Source organism: Kitasatospora sp. NPDC029312, from assembly GCF_055569215.1.
In genome coordinates, this window is the sequence record NZ_JBVHXY010000015.1 from 62,281 (window position 1) to 83,393 (window position 21,113).

Below are 21,113 nucleotides of genomic sequence, written 5' to 3' on the forward strand. Positions count from 1 at the left end.
CCAATGGCCGGATGGCCCGCGGGGGGGGGGAACCCCAGCTTGCGTGGGGATCCTTCGCCGTCGCAGCCGCGCGCCGTCGTGGTCGCGGTGCGCTCAGAGGCCTTCCGCGACCTCCCAGACGGTCTCCTGACCCGCCGCCGGCGGGGCCAGCAGGAAGGCCACGGCCCGCTCCTGCACGTCCGGGGCGAGCTCCTCGGGCGAAGCGCCCGCCGCCGTCCGCTCGCGCAGGTGCGCGAGCAGGCCCGGCTCCGGGGCCAGCCCGTACCGGTCGAGGTAGTACGTCACGGTGTCCGTCCAGATCCACCGACCGTCGCAGCGGTAGTCCATCGGCACACCGCCCGGGCGCTCCGGGTCGAGGACGTCCGCCATCAGGCTGGGGGTCATCAGCACGGTGGTCGCCGAGCCCAGGTACCCGACCAGCGCCTCCCGTTCGTCGCCGTCCTCGATCACGGGGTGGTCCTCGTGGAAGTCCGGCCCGGTCAGCGGGTCGACCAGGTCGAAGACGGCGGCAAGGGTGAACTCCGCGGTCACTTCATCAGCTCCTGGAAAATCTGGTCGGCCAGCATGTCCGGCTGGTCGGTGTCGAACGGGATGGCGCCCGTGATCGGAACGCCGAACTGGTCGTCGCGGTCGACTCCGAGGAAGTTCTCGGGCCGGGGCGCCGAGTCCCCGTCGGGCGGGAGGTGGGCGCCGAGCTTCTCGACGACCGGGACGAGCGTACCGTCGGCCGGACGGTCGAAGCGGTACCAGTTCCCGCCTGCGGAGATGCCGGGTCGGCCGGTCTTGGTCATGCCCACCCGGTGCGCCACCACCAGGTCCCCGCGCCGGCCGAAGTCCGGCACGCCGTTCTCGTCGACCTTCGGCACGAACCAGACCGGCCCGTCACCGGCGTAGGCCGAGCCGGTGATCGCGGGGTCGAGCGCCCACAGCCTGGTCATCACCTGCGCCACGTAGCTCGACTCGATCCCGGATCCCAGGCCGCAGGCCACGAACTGGAGCGGCTTCTCGCCGTCCCAGGTCCCGGCCGTCCACGCCTGGTGCAGCCCCATCGCCACCTGGTCGGGCGCGATGAGCCGGTCCACGTGGACGGGGTATCCGGAGTCGGTGTGCATCGCCACGGTGAAGAAGCGGTCGTCGAGCGGGAACCGCTCCATCGCCGCCTGCTTCTGGATGTGCGCCTCCAGGTTCGGCGCCGCGCCGATGACCGTCACGGGCTGGCGCCGGTGGTCCCCGGGCGGGTTGTGGCCGCCGGGCTGGACGGCCTGGTGGCCGGTCGGCGTCAGCGGGGTGTTCGGCGTGTTCGGGCTGGCCGGCGTCAGGTGGCCGCCGCCCGGCGTCCCGGGGGTGCGCGGGGTGCGGGGGGTGCCGGGCGCCTGGAGCGTCGTCCAGTTCTTCTCGATCTCGGCCGCGGAGACGTGCGAGCCCGGCGTCTTGAGCGAGTTGACGAGTTTCAGCAGCCGGTGGCGGTCCAGCGGGACGACCGGCAGCGTGGCGTCCTCGGCCTTGTTCAGACGCCTCAGGTAGGTGTCCAGCTCCGCCTTGGTCACGGGGACCTCGTGGGACAGCTTGAGGCCCTCCCGCACCACGTCCGTCATCCGCCGCACGCTCCGCAGCCGGTCGACGTCGACGTGGCCGGGACCGCCGTGGAGCTCCGCCGCGAGGTTGCCGACGTACCAGGTCTTCAGCCCCATGGCCTCCTTGGTCTTGGCGTTGGGGAAGGCGTGCGTGGCGGACCAGCCGCCGAGACCGTCCGCGTTGGTGACGCCGATCTCCTTGCCCAGGGCCCACAGGTCCGCGTGCTCCTTGACACCCCGGAAGCCGGACAACCCGGCCAGGTGGGCCTGCAGTTCCTCCTTGGCCCGGCGGACGGTCGCCGAAGCCGGCGTTCCCGGCGTGCCCAGCGTCGGGAAGGACGAGCGCGAGTTGGCCTCCTTCACGTTGATGAAGAGCTTGCCGCCGGCCTTCCGCCGCTCGAGAACGGTGTAGGTGCTCCCCGGCTTGCCCAGCACCTCGTGCTCCTGCATCTCGACCGAGAAGGCCGAGATGTCCTTGGCCGCCCCGCCACCGGTCAACTCCATGGTGACCAGCAGCGGCTCGGTGCCGAAGACCTTCCTGCGGCCGTCCCGGAACGTGACGGCGACGGACTCCCGGCGGCTGGTGCTGGCGAAGTCGCTGTGCTTGACGTGCGAGCCGCCGTAGGCCGGGGACAGCCCGGTGAAGCCCTTGATCGAGATCGCGGCGCCGCCGCGGTAGACCTTGCCCTCGGCCGCCGGCAGCTGTTCCAGCGCCGATTCCAGCATCCGGATGTGCTCGCGCATCTCCGCCTTGAGCCCCGGCAGGACGTCCTTCTTCACGATCTCCATGATCTTCGCCCGGTGCGCCATCTCCTCGGCCTTGATGCCGTGGTGCTGCCGGAGCAGGTCCTTGATGGCGGGGTGGAAGGACAGCGACGTGGGCGTCGTACCCGAGCCCCAGAGCAGGTGCTTGATCTGGACGAGCATGGCGTGGTCGACCGAGTCGCCGAACCTCATCATCACGTTGATCAGCGGGAAGGCCGGTCCGGTGTAGACCGCCAGGGCGTAGAAGTGGGCCGGAGTGAGCTTGCTCAGGACCTCCTGGGGGGTCATGTGATTGGTGTTCAACCAGTTCCGGACGCCCTCGACCACCTCCTCGGGCGCGTTGATGTCGTCGTCGTCGAGCGTGCCCTCGGCCATCTCCTTGAAGACCGACATCCGCTGCTCGATCATGTCCCGGTGGGGACCGGCCGGCTCCCCGAAGCCCCCGTCCTTCTCCTTGACCTTCGACACGTAGACCTGCTCGTGCGGCAGCATCCGGTCCCCGCCCGCGTTCCGGCGCACCTCGTCGAGCGAGATGCCGGGCAGGTTGCGGTACATGTCCTCGGCGGACTTCAGGGTGTCCTCGCCGAGCGGCTTCGTCACGCCCGTCAGCTCGACGCCCTTGAGGATCTCGTAGACCGAGTGGTCGTTGGTGGGCAGCATCCAGCCGAAGAGCGCCTTGACCATGTGGTCGGGATCGACCCCCGCGACGTTGAGCAGCTTGAACGCCGTCATCATCTTGGCCGCGGTGGCCGAGACACCCGCGACCAGCCGCATGCCCATCCCGCCGTTGGCCTCCTTGTACCAGGAGGAGTCCGGGCTGAGCTTGTGGACCGACTCCCCGGTGCGCCAGCTGAGCGGCGCGTCGGGCCCGATCTCACCGGGCGCGGCCTCGGGGTTGACGCGGTGCTCGACCAGCTTGTAGACGACCTGGCCGCCTGGCCCCCGGTCGACGAACACGTCGTGGACGCCGGGCAGCGCCCTGAGCGCGTCGAGGTCGTGCGAACCGTCCGCCTTCCGCGGGACGTCCTCCCACGGCACCTCCTCGAGGCGCACTCCGAAGACGTCCCAGGCCAGCGGGTTGACCTTGAGGAAGGCCACCTCGCGCTCGCTGAGCTTGACGCCGGCGACGTCCAGCTGCACGGCCGAGGGCCCCGGCACTTCGTTCGCCGGCCGCGGGCGGCGGGCCTGCAGGCTGGCCAGGTAGCTCTTGCCGTCGGAGAGCCAGGTCTCCGACTGGGCCAGCACGTTGCCCGTCGCGAACACGTCCCGCTCGAACATGGTCGCGTGCTTGGGACTGACGGTGCTCAGGACCTCGTGGAGCCCCTTGCGGACCGTGCCCTCCAGGAAGGCGTGGTGCTCCTTGAGCGCTGCCACGTTCAGGCCCAGTTGCTCCGCGCGGGCCCAGTCCTGCTTCTCGATGATGGTGTTGAACAGCTTCTTGAGGTTGAACTCGCCGTCGTTGAAGTAGGCGCCGTTGAAGAACGCGGTCATCAGCTCACGGGTGTTGCCCCGCTTGATGAGGTCGCCGATCTGCTGCGGGGTGAGCTGGGTGCCGACCTGCCCGGCGGACGTCGGATCGTCCTTGAGGATGGTCTTGACGCGGTCCAGGGCCGACACCTCGGGGTTGGCCTGCTGGATCACGTACAGCAGCTTCGCCACCGCCCTGCGGGCGGCGTCCTCCGCCTCCGGCAGGTTGTGGCAGTACGCCCCGAGCTTCGCCTCGAAGTCCCGGGTCGCCGTGGCGTACTCCGGCGCGTCGTAGACCGCGCGCTTCCCGAACGGGGTCGCGCCCGGCATCTCGTGCGGGACCGTCGGCGAGTCGGACCAGTGGAGGCCCTCCGGCAGCCCGGTGTGGGGCGCCGGAGCGGACAGGTCCGCCGGCAGGTGCGGCCCGAGCTCCTCGACTCGCGGCTCGGCCGGGTGCTGCGGACCCTGCGGCTGTTCCTGCTGCTCCGGCTGCTTCTGCTCATGCTGTCCCGGCTGTCCCGGCTGTCCCTCCGGCCGGTCGGTGGCGTGCTGCGGGTGCTCGCCGGCGGCCTCCGGCAGGGAGACCTTCAGCCACCTGCCACCCGGCACCACGACCGGCAGGCCGTTGGCGTCGAAGCCGACGGCCTTCGCCACGACGAGGTGCCCCGGGCCGTTCGACTCGACGGTGAAGGCACCGGTGGGCTTCGGCACGAACCAGAGCCTGCCCTCGGGGACGTACGCCTCCAGCGGCCCGTCCACCTTGCCCCGCAGCGCGCGCAGCACCTCCCCCGCGTACGAGGAGGCCCCGCCCGTGCCGAAGTCACAGGCCGGGAACTGCAGCGGCTTGCCCGCCTCCCAGATCCCCCGCGCCCGCAGCTCCACCAGGACGTCCGCCAACTCCTCCGGGCCGACCCGCTCGCCGTGCCAGGTCGGGGCACCGTCGGCGTGCTCCGTGTGGAACGCGACGGAGAAGAACCGCGGGTCCTTGGGGAAGCGGCCGACGGCCGCGCCGGTCTCGTGCAACTGGGCGGCCGGGCTGTCCGGATCGGCCAGCCAGCGGACGTCGGAGCCCGCTTGGGCGTGGACCAGGGCGTCCACCATCTCGTGGACCCGACCGGGCGGCGGACCGGGCTCGGTGGTGAACGGGTGCTCGGGCAGCGGGTTCTCGGACGGCACGTACTCGGAAGGCGCGTGCTCGGGCAGCGGGTTCTCGGACGGCACGTACTCGGAAGGCGCGTGCTCGGGCAGCGGGTGGTCGGGCAGCGGGTGGTCGGCCTGCGGGGTCGACGGCGGCTCCGTGACCGACGGCTCCGTGACCGGCTGCTCCGGCTGCGGGTGCGACGGCGTGTCCGTGCCCGGGTGTTCGGCGGTCGAGGGGTGGGTCGAGAGGTGGTCCGTCGCCAGGGTCGTCTGCTCGATGGGCCGGCCCGAGTTGTCGAAGCGGACCAGCCGCACCCCGCCCTCGTGGTCGCCGAGCAGCAGGTCGACCGGCGCCATGAAGGTGTCCGTCACCCGCCGGGCCGCGGCCATCGGGTCGTCGCCCAGCAGACCGCCCTCCACCCGCAGCACGATCCGGAACGAGCCCATGTCCTGCGACATCAGCTTCGGCATCAGGGCTTCCTCCAGCCCCGCCGGATCCAGCGGCACACCACCGGACAACTCGCGCACGTCGAACGGGGTCGCGGTCAGCTCGTCGTTCGGGGCCTCGTACCGCACCGACTCCCACGCCACCTTCCCGGCACCGGACTCGGTGGGGACCGGAGCGGGCGGCGGCTCCGCCGCGGACTTCCCCATCATGTTCCGCAGGTCGGCCTCGTCGAGCACCTTCGCCTCGACGGGGCGCAGCCGGGCCCGGATGTTCTCCTCGGTGAGCGGCAGACCGTCTACGCTCACCTGGCCGACCGCGTCAACGGTCGCGCGCAGGTGCTCCATGGTCACACCGTCCGTTCCCGCCCCGTGCAGGTGGTTGGCGTAGCTCGCCACGGCGGTCATCGTCAGGTGGCCGGGGAACATCGCGTGCGCGAGGTCGGACAGGTGCCGGACCGCCTGAAGCTGCTGCACACCGGCCTCGTCCAGGGCCGGAACGCCGTCGCCGTACAGCGAACGCCCCAGCCGGACCAGGTCGAGCACCTGGTGGTGGTGCACCGCCGCGTCGCCCGGGCCGGTGCCGGCGTGCAGGCCGACCGCGTCGCCGATCCGGCTGATCAGGGTGTGGTCGGCGGGGCCGGCGGCCGTGTTGAACTGGTCGCCGAGCGAGCCGGTGGCGTACCGGTCGAACCGCTCCATGCCCTCGACCAGGTGGTCGGCGATCTCGTGCGTGGTGTAACCACCGAGGAAGAGCTCGAAGGAATTGGTCAGGACCGCCGGCTTGAAACCCTGCTCCAGCAGGAACTTCTGCATCAGCACGCTGACATTGACCCGGCTGTTGGCGTCGGTGAACGGCTGCATCATCTGCAGGGCCCTGGTCACCTTGGCGATCGCGACCAGCTTCGAACGGTCGTCGGCGGCCGCCGCGGCCTCGCCGTAGTAGCGGTCCAGCACCGCCTGGACGTGCCCGGGCGCCTCACCGTGGGCGTAGTTGATCGAGATCATGCCCTCGCCGTTGGGCCCGCCCCGCGAGAACGCCACCAGCGGGGGCTGGGTGTTCCTCGGGGTCGCGGACTTGGCCGTGAAGTCCGCGAGCAGCGGGCGGCCGTTGATGACGTCCTCGGCGAGGTCGGACGCCATGGTGGTCCGGCCGGTGCCGCGCATCGTGGTGCGCAGGCCCTCGCCGCTGGTGCCCGACCAGACCGTGGCGACGTTGGAGCCCGCCCCCTCGACCAGGTGCCGGGTGGCGAGGTCGTGCAGTCGCTCGTACGCGCGGACGTCGATCCGCGACCAGTCGTGGCCCCCGGGCGCGCCGTCCAGCACCTCGCGGAACAGCTCGGTCATGCTCTCCCGGAAACCGGGGTACTTCGTCCGGTCCAGGTGGTTCGCGGCGTCGGACGGCGAGTTGGTCAGAGCGTCCTGGTGGACGTTGGCGTCGATGAACAGCCGCCACCAGGAGGACTCGGGGATGAGGTCCGAGAGCTTCGGCGCGCTGTGCGCGGGCGGTGCCGGTTCGGTGTCCGGCCCCGGCTCGGACTCGGGGCTCCCGCCCAGGGCGTGCGACGGCGCGGCCTCCGTCCGCTCGTCGGCCGTGGGCTTCGGGTGGTCGTCCGGGGACGGCACCGGGTCGTGGGACTCGTCGCTCGGCTTCGGGGACGGGTCCGGCTTCGGGACCTCAGCGGCCGGCTTCGGCGTCGCGTCCGGCTTCGGCGTCGCGTCCGGCTTCGCCTCCGGCGTCGGATCCGGCTGCGGCTGCGGCTGCGGCTGCGGCTGCGGGTACTTCGGCGTCGCGAGACCGTCCGGGTTGGTCTCGCTGAACGTCAGGTAGTGGTCGCTCATCACCTTCGCGTCGACGGTCTCCCGTTCCGGGATGTCGACCGTGATCGGGATGACGCCCTTCTCGACCAGCTTCTCCTTCCCCTTGAAGAAGACGACTTCGACCTCGGCGAAGCCGTCGTACCGCGCCATCGGCGTCTTGAACTTCGCGTGTGACACGACCTGGCCCGAGTTGCCGACGGCCAGGCCCTCGCGGGTGCGGTGCGAGCCGCCGAGGGTGGCCTGGAAGGTGCCTTCGGCCCCGCCGAGGTCCGCCTTGACGCCGCCCTGCACCTGGCCGCCCCAGAGCGACCAGTCGAGCCTGGTCCTGGTGGCGCTGGTCGAGGTCGCGTTGGACGGGCTGAGTTCGACGTCGCGGTCGGTGCGGTCGTACTCCAGTTGGAGGACCTTCAGGTTCACCTGCACGCCGCCGTCCGACACGAACAGCCGCCGCCCCGGGGAGGGCGTGCTCAGCGGCTCGCCGCGGGTGGCCGCGCCGAAGTGGCTGGCGAGCTGGGCGTGGTCGCCGGTGTTGCGGGCGAGGCTCTCCATCCGGTCCCAGGTGCGGCCGCCGAAGAACGTGCGGCCCTTCACCCGCAGGAGGTCCTGCACACCGCCGGAGTCGCCGAGCCAGCGCATGACGTCGATGTCCCGCAGGCCCTCGGTCCAGACCCGGGCGGGCGGCGCCTTGACCACGGTCTCGACCGGCGGTTCGGCGGGCGCCGACGGGCGGGCGGCCCCGGTGCGGTCCTTCGGTGCCTCGAACGGCGTCGGCGTCGGGCCCTTCGACGGGCGCCCGTCCCGAAACTCGACCGCCGCCTCGAACCCGATCTTCGCAGTGTCGATGCTGTGCACGACCCTGCCGAGCTTCCGCATTCCCCGCCAGGCCTGCTCGGTGGCCGTCTTGACGTGCTCGAAGGCCGTGCCGGGGGTGTTCCCGCCGCCCGGCCGGACCAGCCGGTCCGGGCCGCCGAGCTGGATCAGCGGTCGGCGTTCCATCCGGAAGTACAGGGTGGCCTCGCCGTTGTAGACGCTGCCGGCGAGCTTGGTCTTGGTCGCGGCGCCCGCGGTGGTGCGCTGCGCCTGGATGTCGAGCTGGTCGTGCCCCCAGGAGTGGGTGAGGGAGCCGCCGGCGGTGACGGCCGGGCCGACCGGCAGCGGGTTGCTGGTGCCCTGGAGGGAGACGGTCACGGTGTTGCCGTGCCCGGCGCCGTAGCTGGTGACGCCGTCGGAGCTGGCGAAGGACCTCTGCACCTGGGTGCCGGTGTTGAACTCGGTCTGCGCGGTCTCGCCGGTGTGCTCCAGGCGGGAGACGCCCGCCGTGATCCGGACGGTGCTGCGGCCGTGCTTCACGACGATCTCGTGGCCGGACATCATCGACTTCAGCTGCGGCTGCAGCTTGGTGACGTCGAGTTCGGCGAGGATCTTCTCCTTCATGCCGGCCCAGTCCGAGCCGAGCACCTTGGCGCCGCGCTGCTGGATTCCGTCGACGGCGCTCTCGCCGACCGAGCGGTGGCCCTCCTCGCCCGCCGGGTGCGGGCCGCCGGCTCCGCCGCGGGAGCGCAGCGGGTAGATGTCGGTGACGACGTCGGAGGAGCCGAGCCGGTGGGTCCTCTCGATGCGCGCGGGCGGATCGAGCGGCTTCTTCAGCGGCGCGGTCGTGGTGGTGCCATGCAGCGGAGCGTCGCGCAGCGGGACGGCGACGGTGGTGTGGACCGGCACGGTGAGGTCGGGAGCGGTGACCTTCTCGCCGAGCTTCCTCGCCTCGATGTGCACGGTGAACTCGGCGGTTCCGCTGAACAGGCCCGCCGGTTCGACCGTCTTGCCCTTGGAGACGGTGGCGCCGGTGGTGTCGACGGTGGAGCCGTGCACGAAGTCGTTGCGGCGGGAGAAGTTGAGGCCGAGGTCGACGTGCGGCAGCTTGAAGCGGAACGGGGCGGAGAACACGTCGCGGACGCGCCGGTCCTTGCTGAAGCCGGTCGACACCCGGGTCTGGGTGCCCAGCTCGAACTCGAACTTCTCGACGGTGTCCGCGTGCTTGAAGTCCTTGTGGAGGCCGGCCTTGACGGTGATGGTGGTGTCCCAGCCGTGGATGGAGACGCGCTCGGTGAGCTTGCCACCGCGGGAGAGCTTGGACAGCTGCGGCTTGAGGGCGAAGGGGTCGAACCGGCTCTTGACCTTCACCAGGACGTCGTCGGGGACGGAGCCGAACTGCCGCTGCAGGGTCTTCTGGACACCGTCGAGGACGGCGGTGTCGCCGTTGCCGAAGCTGTGCACGACGTCGGAGGCGCTCAGCGCGCCGCGCTCGGTGATCCGGCGGGGCGGGTCGTGGGGCTCGGAGGGCCCGTCGTGGGTGACCGGGGTGCCGCTGCCCGGGCCTGTGAACAGGGCGCGCCCGTCCGCGCCGACGGTGTGGCGGCCGGTCTCCTTGGCGTCGAGGCTGACCTCGGCCCGGATCGGGACGGTGACGGTGTGCTCCTTGCCGTCGACCGTCAGTTTGATCTCGACGCCGATCTCGGCGTCGTAGATCTCCTGCGGGCGGGCGTACTTGCCGTTGGCGTAGACCTTCTGGGAGCTGCCGTCCCGCCAGCCGTCGCGGTCGCGGACCTGGCGGGCGTAGCCGCCACTGGCCTCCATCGTGTTCTTCCCGGGCAGCGGGACGGTGCCGCCGGCGGCGCCCTGGCCGGACTTGGTGTCCGACAGCAGGCGGCGGCCGGACTTGAAGGAGCTCGTCTCGTCGACCGGGTTGAGCTCGGCCTTGGCGTTGGGCCGCTTGTACTCCAGCTCGGTGATGTGGGCGGTGGCGGAGACCTTGACGCCGTGCTTGAGCAGCTTGGCGGCCGTCCGCTCGGGCGCCTCCAGCGGGGTCTGCCGGGTCATCGAGGTCAGGTGGGAGGCGACCATCGGGTGGCTGAAGAGCTGCTGGATCTCCTCCTTGACGTCCTTCCAGGCTCCGCCGAGGGCCTCCCTGCCGATCCGGTCGAGCTCGTCGTGCAGGGGTTTGACGGTGGGCAGGTCGCGGACCGTGCTGGTGTCCCCGAAGCCGCCCCCGGTGCCGTCGGGGCGCCGCCAGACGGTGTCGGGCGGGCTGGGGACGGTACTCCCGGGCTCGAAGGTCCTGGGCTGGTGGGGCTGCGGCGATCCCGTCGCGACGAAGAGGGTGGGGTCTCCGGCGCCGGTGTCCTTGACGCCCCGGGCCTCGCTCTGCTCGATCAGGGTCTTGAAGTCCACGGTGGTCTTCGCGGTGTCGACGGTCGTTCCGACCGGCGTCTTCCGCTCGAAGGTCAGGGTGAGCTCGCTGCGGCCGTCGTAGACCACGCCGGGGCCCTTGGTCTTCGTGGTGAGCAGGGTCTCCTGGCTGCTACCGGAGATCCGCACCGTGTCCTTGATGAGCTGGAGGCCGCTGCCGCCGGAGCCGAGCGCCTTGTCGGTCCCGGTGCCGGAGAAGAGGCCGGGAAGCGGCAGTTGGAGTCCGTCGCCGCTGCTCTCCAGCACGGAGCGGACGCGCTGGACACCGGTGCCGACGTTGAACTCGGTCTGCGGGGTCACCCCGCTCTGCCACATCGCCTTGACGGAGGCGGTGATCTCCACCGACCCGGTCACCATGCCGGTTTCGTCGACCACCTCGATCCGGGTCGGCTCGCCGGACATCATGCTCTTGAGGTCCTGCTGGAGCCGGGCGAGGTCGAGCTCGGCGGACATCTTCTCGCGCAGCTGCGGCCACAGCCCGCCGAGTACCTCCTCGGCGGTCTTCTCGACGCCGTCGAGGATCTCCTGGATCGGGTGGTCGGAGTCCGGACGGCCGTGCCGGTGGGTGGAGACATCGACCACGATGTCGGAGCCGCCGAGGCGGTTGCCCTCGACCACGCGCTGGGGCGGGGCGAAGAGCTTGTCCTTCGGCAGCGGCACCGGGGCGCCGTGGGAGTCCAGGGTTTCGCGGACCGGGATGCCGACGGTCGCGCCGATGTCCAGCCGCTGCACCCGCTCGCCGGGCTCGGTGGCCACGGGCTTGCCGTGGTGGGTGAGTTCGGTGAAGTCGAGGGCGAGGTGCAGCTTGCCGGCGAACAGGGCGCCGGGTTCGACGGTCTTGCCGCGGGCGATGGAGCGGCCGACCTCCACCGAGGTGTCGCCCTTCAGCGAGTCGTGCTGGTAGCCGAGGGTCTCGGTGATGTCGGCCCGGCCGACCTTGAACTTGCCCTGGAGGGCGGCGTTGAAGCGGTTCAGGGTGTCGCTCTGGAGGCCGATGGAGCCGTGGCGGTCGGAGCCGTTCTCGAACTCGACGTTCGGGGCGGTGTCCTGGTGCACCAGGCCGTCGACGTCCACCCGGACGGAGATCCTGCCCGACCAGCCGTTGGTGTCGAACGGCGCCTCCCAGACGTCGCCGCGGGAGAGCGCGGTCAGCTTGGGGCGCAGTGTCGCGGGGTCGAAGAAGTCCTTGGCGAGCGTGGTCGCGGCGGGGAGGTCCTTGGGGAACGCCGCCTCGAACAGCTTGACGATCTGCTGGTGGACGGCGGTGTCACCGCCGTGCAGGCCGACCACGAGGTCGGAGGCGGCCAGGCGCCGGTGGTTGGTGACCCGGGTCGGCGGCAGGCGCAGCTCGTCCGGGCCGAGCGGCTTCTCGGACGCGAAGGCGGGGTCGTCGTGGTGGTCGTGGCTGCCGCCGGATTCCGTCGAGAAGACGGACATGGCGAGCACCGAGGCGGGCGGGGAGGGCGGAGCGGGGTGCAGCAGCGGGTCGTGCTCCGCCTCGGTGATGACGATGCTCGGTACGTTCGGGCGGTGGGGAGCGGCCTCGGGGGCCTTCGGGCCGGTGGCGGGCTCGGACTTCGTGACGGGCTTCGTGGTGGGCTCTGTGACGGGCTTCGTGGTGGGCTCGGAGCTCGGGTCCGGGGAGGGGCCGGTGCCGGTCTTGGGCCGGCTCTCCGGCTTCGGCACGGTGAGCGTGGACGTCGGGTCCGTCTTCGGGGGCTCCGGTACCGCCTTCGGGTCGGTCTTGGCACCCTCCGTCATCGGGTCGGGCCGGTCGGAGCGGCCGACGGTCGGCACGCTGTGCGGCGCGGGCGGCAGCACCGGGCCGTCGTGCGTCTCCGCGTGCTTCGGATCGGGGGCGCCGGCCGTGGGTGCCGGGACGGGCGGGCGGCTGGCGTCGTAATGGTTGGTGCCGTTGTAGTAGACCGTCACCTGGTGGCCGTCCGGGCGGCCGTAGCGCGCGTACTCGCTGGAACCGCCGTGGCCGTCCGGGCCGAGGATGCGCAGCCGCAGGCCGAGGGCGTCGGCCAGCAGCGGCGGGAAGGTGTCGCCGAACCCCTTCCACCAGGAGCTCTCCCAGGACTCCACCGCGTGCTTCAGACCGGCGAACTCCTCCGGCGAGAGCGGGAGGTCCGAGGCGGTGCGGTGCCAGATCTGGAGGTCGGCGAGCTGGGCGTCGCCCAGGTCGTGCAGCTCGATCCGGCCGGGCTTGCCGAGCAGGTGCTCGAACTGCTCCCGCGGACCGGTGGCACCGTCCGCGAGGTTCCAGCCGACCTCCTCCTCGACGGTCGGCCGGTCCTCGCCGTGGGCGACCCGCTCGTCGATGTACTGCTGCCGCAGTGCGTGCGGGTCGGTCGCGGGCTCCTTGCCCAGCCCGCGCAGGTAGTCCTCGGCCTTCGTCTGCTCGGCCGGGCTCTTGAACTTCCACGTGGCGCTCTGTTCGGCCTGCTGCCGGGCCGCCGCGGGGTCGGCCCCCGCCGCCGTCAACTCGTCGGCGAGCGCGGTGACGTAGCGGTCGCGCAGCAGCCGGGTCGGGACCACCTCGTGGGTGGAGACGCCGGCGACTCCGAGGTCCAGCAGACCGTTGAGCAGTTGGGTGCGGTCCTGGCCGCCGAGGCGTGCGGCGAGGTCCCGGGTGGCGGCCTTGCGGTAGTTGTGGATGACCTCGGGTGGCAGCTTGTCCGGGCCCTGAGCGGTCAGGTGGTCGCGGACGGCCCGCTTCATCGCCTCGGCCGTGGCGGGCTGCGGCACGCGCGAGCCGGAGCCCGTCGCTCCGCGCTCGGTGAGCGCCTGGTGCACGGCGTCCGGGCGGCTGACGGCAACGGAGTTGAGCAGGCAGAGGCCGTCGCCGTCGACCCGGACGCGGTCCCCGGGCGGCGGGAAGGCCGGCTCGGTGACGGGCTCGGTGACGGGCTCGGTGAGGGTTTCGGCGGGGTGGGCGGTGCTGGACGAGGGACCGTCCGGGCCGGTGAAGGCTGCCACCGGGGTCGGCCGGGCCGACTGCTCGTCCGGGTGCAGGGCGGCCGCGTTGAATCCGCCGTCGCCGTGGATCGGCCGGTTCTCCGGGTCGAGCGTGATCGCCCAGACCCGGGTGACGTCCTGCGGGAGCGGACGGCTGCCCGGGGAGTGCAGGCCCTGCTGGGCGTCGACCCAGACCAGGCCCTCGCCGGGGACGTTCACCAGGTTCCAGGCGTGGCCCGTCCCGCCCTCCGTCCAGGCGAAGACCATCGCGGCCGAGCCGGGACCGCCCTCGGTGACCCGGCGGGCCACCTCCTCCAGGCCCGCGCCGCCCAGGCCGACGTACTCGGCCGGGTGGCCGGTCCAGTGCTGGACGTCGGAGACCGCGCCGAGGTGGCGCTCCGACAGGGTGAGGGCGACCTGCGGATCCCCGTGGAAGGTGGCGTGGAAGGCCATGGTGGCCGCCACGCAGTTGACGTCCGCGAGCAGGCCGCCCTCGCCGCCCTCGGGGTTGACCAGGGCGACGAACTTCTTCGGGTGGGCGAACTTCTCGGGGCCGTCGGGCCCGGCCAGCGCCTGTTCCAGGGCGTGCCACCCGGCCGGGTCGGGCGTGCCGTAGCCTCCGTCGGAGAACTCCCGCAGGAAGGAGTCCAGCGCGCGCAGCGGGCGCGGTGTGCCCCCGTCCGGGTCGAACGGCGGACGGCCGTCCGGGGCCGGCTCCCAGTCGGGCCGGGGGCGCTTGGCGGCCGGTTCCGGGGTGGACGGGGTTTCCGGGATGCCCGTGCTGCCCGTCGTGTTCGTGCTGTCCGTACCGCTCGTGCTGTCCGTACTTCTCGGGCTGCTCGTCCTGTCCGGGCTGCTCGTGCTGTCCGGGCCGGCGCCGTCCTGGTCGTTCTCGAACACGTCGCGGCTGCGGCGGCGGGAGGGCCGTTGCGGCTGGTCGGTGGAGGCGGGGTCGCGCTCCGGCCGTGGGATGCGGGGTTCCGGGCCGGGCTGCGGGGCGTCTCCGCCCTCGTGGCGGGCCGGCGGGGTGTCGCCGGAGGTGCGGGTGGGGGTCGGCGGCTTGGGGTCCGGGCGAGCCGAACCGGTGGCGACGGCGTGCTTCGTCTCCTCGGTGCCGTCGGTCGTGCCCCCGCTGATTGTCCTGCCCGGGCGGGCGGGGCTCACCGGCTTCTCGACGAGGGTCTCGCCGCTCCAGCTCGTGTCCGTCCGTACGGGCGTGCGCCCGGGCCCGGGCTTCGGCCCGTCGCCCTCGGTCCGGACCGGGGTCGGGCGGTCGGCCTTTCCGGTGCCGGGACCGGCGGAGGGGTCGTGCTTCCCGGCGCCCGTGCCGGTTGCCGCGGTTTCCTGCTTGCCGGAGGGCGCGGCGGGGCCGCCCCCGGTGGCGGTGGTCACCACGGGCTTCGGTGCGGGATCGGCGAACAGCGTCTCCAGGTCCGCCTGGCCGAAGGCCTTGGCGAACAGCGCCGCGTACTCGACGTCCGGTGCCTCGCCCAACCCTCGCGAGTAGCCGAGGACGTGGCCCGCCGTCACCGTCTCGTGGTCAGGTCCGAGCCGGGGCACCGGGAAGGGTGCCGGATGGCCGGCGAAGTTGCTCGCCAGGGACAGCAGGGTGATCGGGTGGTAGATCGGGAAGTAGGGGCCCTGTCCCTCGCCGATCGCCTTGAACTGGGTGCTCTGGATCAGGTTGGTCCACGCGTGGCCGATCCCCGTCATGGCGAACCCGTGGTGCAGGGCCTTTCCGAGCAGGCCCATGGCCATGCCCGAGCCGAAGGTGGCCGCGCTGGTCGTGAACTGGTGCTTGTCGTCGAAGATGAGGTTGTAGAAGCCCTCGGAGAGGTTGCCCTGCACGCCCTCCATCAGCTGGGAGCCGATGGCGAAGCCCACTTGGAAGAGCTTGCTTCCCTCGCCCATGTGGGCGGCCAGGTCGGGCAGGTGCTCGGCCAGCGCGGAGATCGCGTGGTCCCCGAGCTCCGAGCCGCCGTGCTCCAGGATGGAGCGCAGGACGGGGCTGAGCGCCTCGTTGCCGATGCCGTGCTTGGTCCACCCGTTGACGAAGGCCTCGGCGTACTCCTTCCCGAGCGTCTTCGCGGCGTCCGTGCCCAGGGCCGATCCGAGGTGCTTCTCGAAGGTGCCGGCGAGGTTCTCGCTGAAGCGCTCGGCGACCGACCCGGCGCCGGCCTTGCCGAAGCCCTCCTTCAGCCACGGTTCGACGCTCTGCATCCGCTTGCCGATGGACTTGGCGAAGGCCTTGGACTCCGCGTCGGAGAGCAGCGTGCCGCCGGTCTTGGCGCCGGCCTTGCCCACGCCGTCCAGGGCCTCGCTGTCGGCCTTGCCGATCGACTTGGCGCCGGCCTTCTCCAGGTTCTTGAGCGCCGAGCCCTCCACGTCCTTGGTGACGGTGTTCAGGAGGTGCTTGAGGGCCTCCTTGTCGCCGTTCTTCAGGAGCGACGTCAGTTCCTCGGCGAGGACCGATCCGGCGCTCTTGCCGATCAGGTTGCCGATGAGCTTGCCGATGCCCATGCCCAGCAGGTTGATCGGCCCGGCCAGCGCGCCGCCGATGAAGCCGTTCAGCACGCCCTGCTTGAAGGAGTCCCAGTCGTACGAGTGCCGGTCGCCGTGCGAGAACTGGATGCCCTGGATGATCGAGTCCATCAGGATGCCGTTCACGATGCCCGTGAAGGAGTGCACCAGGATCGACTTGACCAGGAACTTCAGCAGCGTCAGCAGGGCCTGGCGCGTGAAGAAGTAGGCCAGTGACAGGCCGGAGAAGCTCTCCCCGAAGGTGAACGGCGCCCACAGGGTCGCCATGGTGATCTCGAACAGCAGCTGGACGAGTTGGGCGATCGCCATCCACTTCGTGTACTCGACCGAGTTGGCGACGTCTCCCGCGCAGTCCGCGAGCGCCTTGGCCGCGTCGGCCGACCCGCCGACGTAGTCCGACCCGCCGCCCACACCGATGAACTGGTTCATCGCGATGCTGAAGGACTTGGCGGCCTCGCCCTCGAACTCCTGCCGGGCCTTGACCGCCACCGTGGCGATGAGCTCCTTGAGCTTCGGGAGTTCCTCTGCCAGCTTCTCGTACGCGTCCCGGATCTCCCGTAGGTCGCCCTCCCTGATCGCGGGCCAGGGCATGCCCGAGACCACGGTGAAGAACTGGGCGCCTCCCTGGCCGGGATCGATGGACGGGTACGACACGGGCGGTTCTCCTAGAGGCTGTTCATGATGTCGTGGGCGGTGTCGTCCGCGTAGTCGAGCTCGGCCACCAGGTTGATGCCGTTCTCGCCCGCCTTCGCCACGGTTTCCTTGATCTTCTTGATCAGGTCCTCCAGGTCCTTGGTCGCCTGGTCCACCTGGGAGTGGTACTGCTTGCCGATGTCGTCGTCGCCGCCGACCTTCTTGTTGGCGTCGTTGATGCCCTTGACGTCCTGGGTGATCTTGTCGATCAGGTCCGTCAGGTCGGTGAACTCCGCGAACCGCCGCTTGAGGTCCTGGGTCTTCGCGAAGACGTCGTCCGCCCTACTCACGGAACTCCTCCTGTCGGCCGGCCCGGCGCCGCTCCGCCTCGGTGTCGGCGTCGTAGCCGGGCTTCATCGCGCGCAGCGGCTCCAGCAGCTGGTCCAGGGTGCTGCCGCCGCTGAGCGAGAGCCGGAGCATGTCGCCGACGCCCTCGAAGCTCTTCATCGCCTGGATCACCTGCTCGCCCATCGCGGCCCGGGCCTCGTTGAGCAGGTCGGTGAGCAGCTTGCCGAGTTGGGCGGGCGCCATCTCCTGGTAGCCGGTGGTGTGGAAGGTCAGCGCCAGGACCTGGCCCTGGGGGCCGACCTTGGCGGTGACCATCCGGTCCTTGGAGGTCACCGTCGCGGACGACTTGGCGAGTTCGGCCTGGGCGGCCTCGGCCTTCGCCCGGTGTTCCCGCATGGCCTCCATGGCCTGCCCGATCTCCTCGCTCATCGAGGCGAACAGGTCGTCGGGGCCGAAGTGGTCGGTGGCGGCTGGCATGGTCTTCCTCGTCTCCGGCCGGGGCCGGGCTCGCGGGGATGGATGAGTCGGACGGGGCTGGCGGGCTGACTGGGGGCGGGGTGGCGGGCGGAACCCGAGCGCCTGACGAGGGGTCAGCGTCCGATGACGCCGCTGACCGCGGTGCTCTCGGTGCCCCACACCTCTTCGTCCTCCGCCAGCCAGGTGGTGCGCTGGCGGTCCTTGTCCTTCTGGTTGGGCCCGCCGGCGCCCGCGCCGGGCGGCATCATCGGCGGCATGCCGCCCGTGGTGGACATGTTCTTTCCGGTCAGCGCGTTCTTCTCGGCTTCGGCCGCCGCCTTGGCCGCCGCGGCCTTCTCGGCGGCGTCGGCCGCCTCCGCCGCGGCCCGCGCCTGGGCGGTGTTCGGGTCGCCGCCCGCGGCCACCGCCTTGGAGCTCATGCCGCTGCGGCCGCCGGGCAGCAGCCCGGTGCCGGGGAAGCCGACCCCGAGGCCGTCCGAGTCGGTGGAGGAGCCGCCGAACGGGGAGCCGCCCGGGTGGTAGGAGCCGGAGCCGAACCCGCCGCCGAGCAGCCCGTCGCCGCCGTCGCCGGTGCCGGCGTTGAAGGCGTGCCGCTGATCGGCCAGCAGCTGGGAGACCTCGGAGACCGGCCTGCCGTCCGGGTCCAGCAGGGTGCCGTCGGAGTCGATCCGGGAGCCGGGGTCGACGACGACCGGGTTGCCGTTGCCGTCCAGCACCGGCTTGCCGTCCGGGCCGATCACCCGTCCGCCGTCGTCGATGTGCGAGCCCGGCGGGACCTTCATGTGGTCGCCCGAGCCGGTGCCGACGGTCGCCCCGTCGGGCACGGTGATGGGCTTGCCGTCCGCGCCGAGCACCGGGCGCCCGTCCGGGCCGATCACCTGGTGGGTGGTCGGGTCGATGTGGCTGCCCGGCGGCACCCTGACCGGGTTGCCGTTGGCGTCGAAGATCTGCTTGCCGTTCCCGTCGAGCACCGGGACGCCGGAGCCGCCACCGCCGATCCCGCCGTCGCCCAGGCCGCCGCCGAGGCCACCGGGCCCGCCGCCGAGCCCCGGCAGGCCGTTGCCCCCCTTGCCGCCGAGGCCGGAGGATCCGCCGTCCAGGCTGCCCGGTCCGCCGGGGAGATGGCTGGTGTCGTTCATCCCCTTGTTGTTGTCGAGCGAGTCGTTCATGTTCTTGTTCATGTCGGACAGGTTCTTGTCCAAGCCCGACGTGGGGTCGTTGACGCCCGGCGGGGTGTCGGCCGGAGGCGTGTACGGCCGCCTCATCTGCACCGGCTTGACCGGGTCGTTCATCGCCTTGATGGCCGGGACGTACCCGGCGCCGAGGGCGTCGAGCGCGGACTTGGCGCCCGGGTCCAGGATGTCGGCGACGTTCTTCAGCCAGATCTCCTTGGCCCGCTGCTCGGCCTTCTTCCAGAAGTCGTCGCCGTGCGGGTCGCCCCAGGCCGTCGTGACCGTGAAGTCCGGGATGCCGTACGTGGTGAAGCCGCCGTCCCCGCTCGTCACCAGGGTGGGGGTGGCGGTGACCTTCGCCGTGGACATCCCCTCCACCAGCGCGTCGTGGAGCGGGTTGACCGGCCAGGCGTTCCTGCTGTTGCGGTAGGCCTCCTGAGCCTTCCACATGGCCAGCACGGCCGTCCCCATCGCCTCCCGGGCCGCCTTGAGCCTGCCGGCGGCGTCCCGGGCGTGGACGTCCTTCTCCAGGTCCTCCAGCTCGGTGCCGAACATGGACAGCACGGTCTTGAACTGGCCCGCCGCGGTACCCGTCCAGTCGGCGCCCGGCGCCGCGATGTCACCCGACCACTGGTTGACCACCGGCGCCCAGGTCTGCAGCAGCTGTTCGGTGCCGTGCAGCATGTCGACGGCGGCGTCGAAACTCCACACGCTCATGACGTCGTTCTCGGACGGCGAGTGGGCGAGCGGCATGAGCACGTCGTAGCCCTGCCGGATCCACTTACCGAGCTCGGTCGTCTCGGCCTCGAACTGCGCCCAGTTGAGGTTGCAGCCGATCACGTGGCTGTACTGCTGCCCGTCCGGATTGATGTAGTTGAACGACCACCAGCAGTCGTACCCCTCGTTGCCGCCGGTCTGCTTGAAGTACGCCAGGGTCTCGTAGTTGTGTCCGGCGATCCAGGTGACCTTGTCGTCGCCGCTGACGGCGCTGCGCTGGGTGAAGGTCGTCTGGTCGGAGCTCGCGAACACCGGCAGTGAGGATTCCCAGTTGGTGGTGGCCATCGGTGTCACAGCTCCTGGATCGTCGGAGGGCGCAGGACGGGCCGGGGAGGGGTCCGGCCCGCCCTGCGGGTCGAGGTGACGGCTGCGGAGGACGCCGTCGGTCGGGCGGGTGCTCGGCGGGGGCTACGTGGTGATGCCGCCGGTGCCGAGGACGTCGCTGATCAGGTACATCATCTGAGCGGCCGACAGGGCTTCGTCCGCTCCGTTCTTCAGGTCCCGCTGGGCGCGTTCCAGGTCGTCGATCATCTTCTTGACCTGGTCCTCCAGCGTCTTGAACTGCTGCTCCAGGGACTGGCAGTACTTCTTGAAGGTGTCCTGGATCGTCTTGACGCTGGGCAGGACCGTGCTGCCGCCGGAGAGGAGCTGGGAGTAGTCGCCGGGAGCCGTACCGCCGCCGATCCCCAGGACAAACTGCTGGAGCGCCATCCGGGCCGGGTGGGTCTGCAGGTCCTGCAGCATCTTGGTCAGCTTGGTGTGGGCGAAGTCGATCAGCCAGGAGTCGGTGACCTTGAAGGTGTCGGCGTCGTCCTTGTCCTTCTGCTCCTGCTTCTCCCGGTAGTCCTTCTCCTGCTGCTTCTTCTTCTCCTCCTGCTTCTTCTTCCAGTCCTCGTCGGCCTTCTCGTCGTCGGTCATCGCGACTCACCCGGGCCTAGTTGTGGAAGTTGGATCCGGCCCGGTTGTCCGAGTCGCGGATGAGGCCGTGCACCTCGTCGAGGGCGGCGGCGGCCTTGGTGATGTCATCGCCCATGACGGTGTCGGCGCTGGACAGCACCTCGGCGAACGCCTGGCCGCCGTCGGCGTAGGTGCCGTGCAGTTCGTGGCCGAGGCCCTGGGTGAGGAAGGTGCGCGTCTGCTCCATCATCTGGTGCATGAGTTCGCCCTGCTGGCGCAGCGCGGCGGCGGCTTCCTCGATCTGCTGGTGGTGGAGTTCGATCCTGCCGTCGGACATCGTTGGTCTCCTTCGAAGGGCGGTGGTGGTCCCGGCCCTGACCCGGCCGGTGGGTGTGCCGGCGGTCTCGGCCGCCGGCCCGCGTCAGCTCAGGCCCTTGACGATGTCGTCGCCGACACCGAGGCCCGAGACGACGTGGACCGAGTCCTGGCCGGCGCCCTGGATCAGCCCCGCACCGCTGGTGAGCAGCTCGTGGAACTTGCCGTACTGCGCGCGGACTTCCTCGTACTTGCGCTGCCACTCCTCCATCTTCTGGCAGAAGACGGTGCTGGCGGCGGCCTGGAAGTGCGCGTTGACCTCCTCCACGACGGCGTTGATCTGGCGCTGGGTCTCCTGCATGTGCTGGTCCTGCGACTCCACGGTCGTCAGCACCTGCTGGACGACCAACGGGTCATTGAGCATGCTGTTGCCGGCCATGCGACATCCCTTCTCTGGTGCGGGCGCCGGCCGGTCGCCGGTGCCTCCGGTGGGTCAGGGTCCGCGGCCCGGCATAGTGAACGGACGCGCGGGCCC

At 71.2% G+C, this 21,113-nt stretch carries 8 protein-coding genes; all 8 read right to left on the bottom strand.

The window, feature by feature from the left end:
* Nucleotides 1-93: 93 nt before the first annotated feature.
* Complete coding sequence (locus tag ACZ4WV_RS15015) at nucleotides 94-531, bottom strand: hypothetical protein (protein ID WP_465746586.1); 438 nt, start codon at nucleotides 529-531, stop codon at nucleotides 94-96.
* Entirely contained in the window at nucleotides 528-16,613 is a 16,086-nt protein-coding gene (locus ACZ4WV_RS15020; RefSeq protein WP_465746588.1) for a toxin glutamine deamidase domain-containing protein, read from the bottom strand. Before ACZ4WV_RS15020 ends, ACZ4WV_RS15015 begins: the two co-directional genes overlap by 4 nt.
* Nucleotides 16,614-16,624: 11 nt before the next feature.
* Nucleotides 16,625-16,942, bottom strand: a complete 318-nt coding sequence (locus ACZ4WV_RS15025; protein ID WP_465746590.1) for a hypothetical protein — start codon at nucleotides 16,940-16,942, stop codon at nucleotides 16,625-16,627.
* A complete protein-coding gene (locus ACZ4WV_RS15030) occupies nucleotides 16,935-17,417 on the bottom strand; it encodes a YbaB/EbfC family nucleoid-associated protein (protein WP_465746592.1) in 483 nt (160 codons plus the stop codon). The genes ACZ4WV_RS15025 and ACZ4WV_RS15030 overlap by 8 nt, the downstream gene beginning before the upstream one ends.
* 113 nt (nucleotides 17,418-17,530) lie before the next feature.
* Nucleotides 17,531-19,651 carry a hypothetical protein gene (locus tag ACZ4WV_RS15035; protein WP_465746594.1) on the bottom strand — a complete coding sequence of 707 codons (2,121 nt, stop codon included), beginning with the start codon at nucleotides 19,649-19,651 and terminating at the stop codon, nucleotides 17,531-17,533.
* A gap of 123 nt (nucleotides 19,652-19,774) precedes the next feature.
* Nucleotides 19,775-20,284: a hypothetical protein gene (locus ACZ4WV_RS15040; RefSeq protein WP_465746596.1), complete on the bottom strand. Its 510-nt coding sequence runs from the start codon at nucleotides 20,282-20,284 to the stop codon at nucleotides 19,775-19,777.
* A 16-nt stretch (nucleotides 20,285-20,300) separates the two neighbouring features.
* Nucleotides 20,301-20,600, bottom strand: coding sequence for a hypothetical protein (locus tag ACZ4WV_RS15045; RefSeq protein WP_465746598.1), 300 nt, complete (start codon nucleotides 20,598-20,600; stop codon nucleotides 20,301-20,303).
* 84 nt (nucleotides 20,601-20,684) lie between these two features.
* The gene (locus ACZ4WV_RS15050; protein ID WP_465746600.1) at nucleotides 20,685-21,017 is read right to left on the bottom strand and encodes a WXG100 family type VII secretion target; all 333 of its coding nucleotides are present in this window, start codon (nucleotides 21,015-21,017) and stop codon (nucleotides 20,685-20,687) included.
* Between the last annotated feature and the right edge of the window lie 96 nt (nucleotides 21,018-21,113).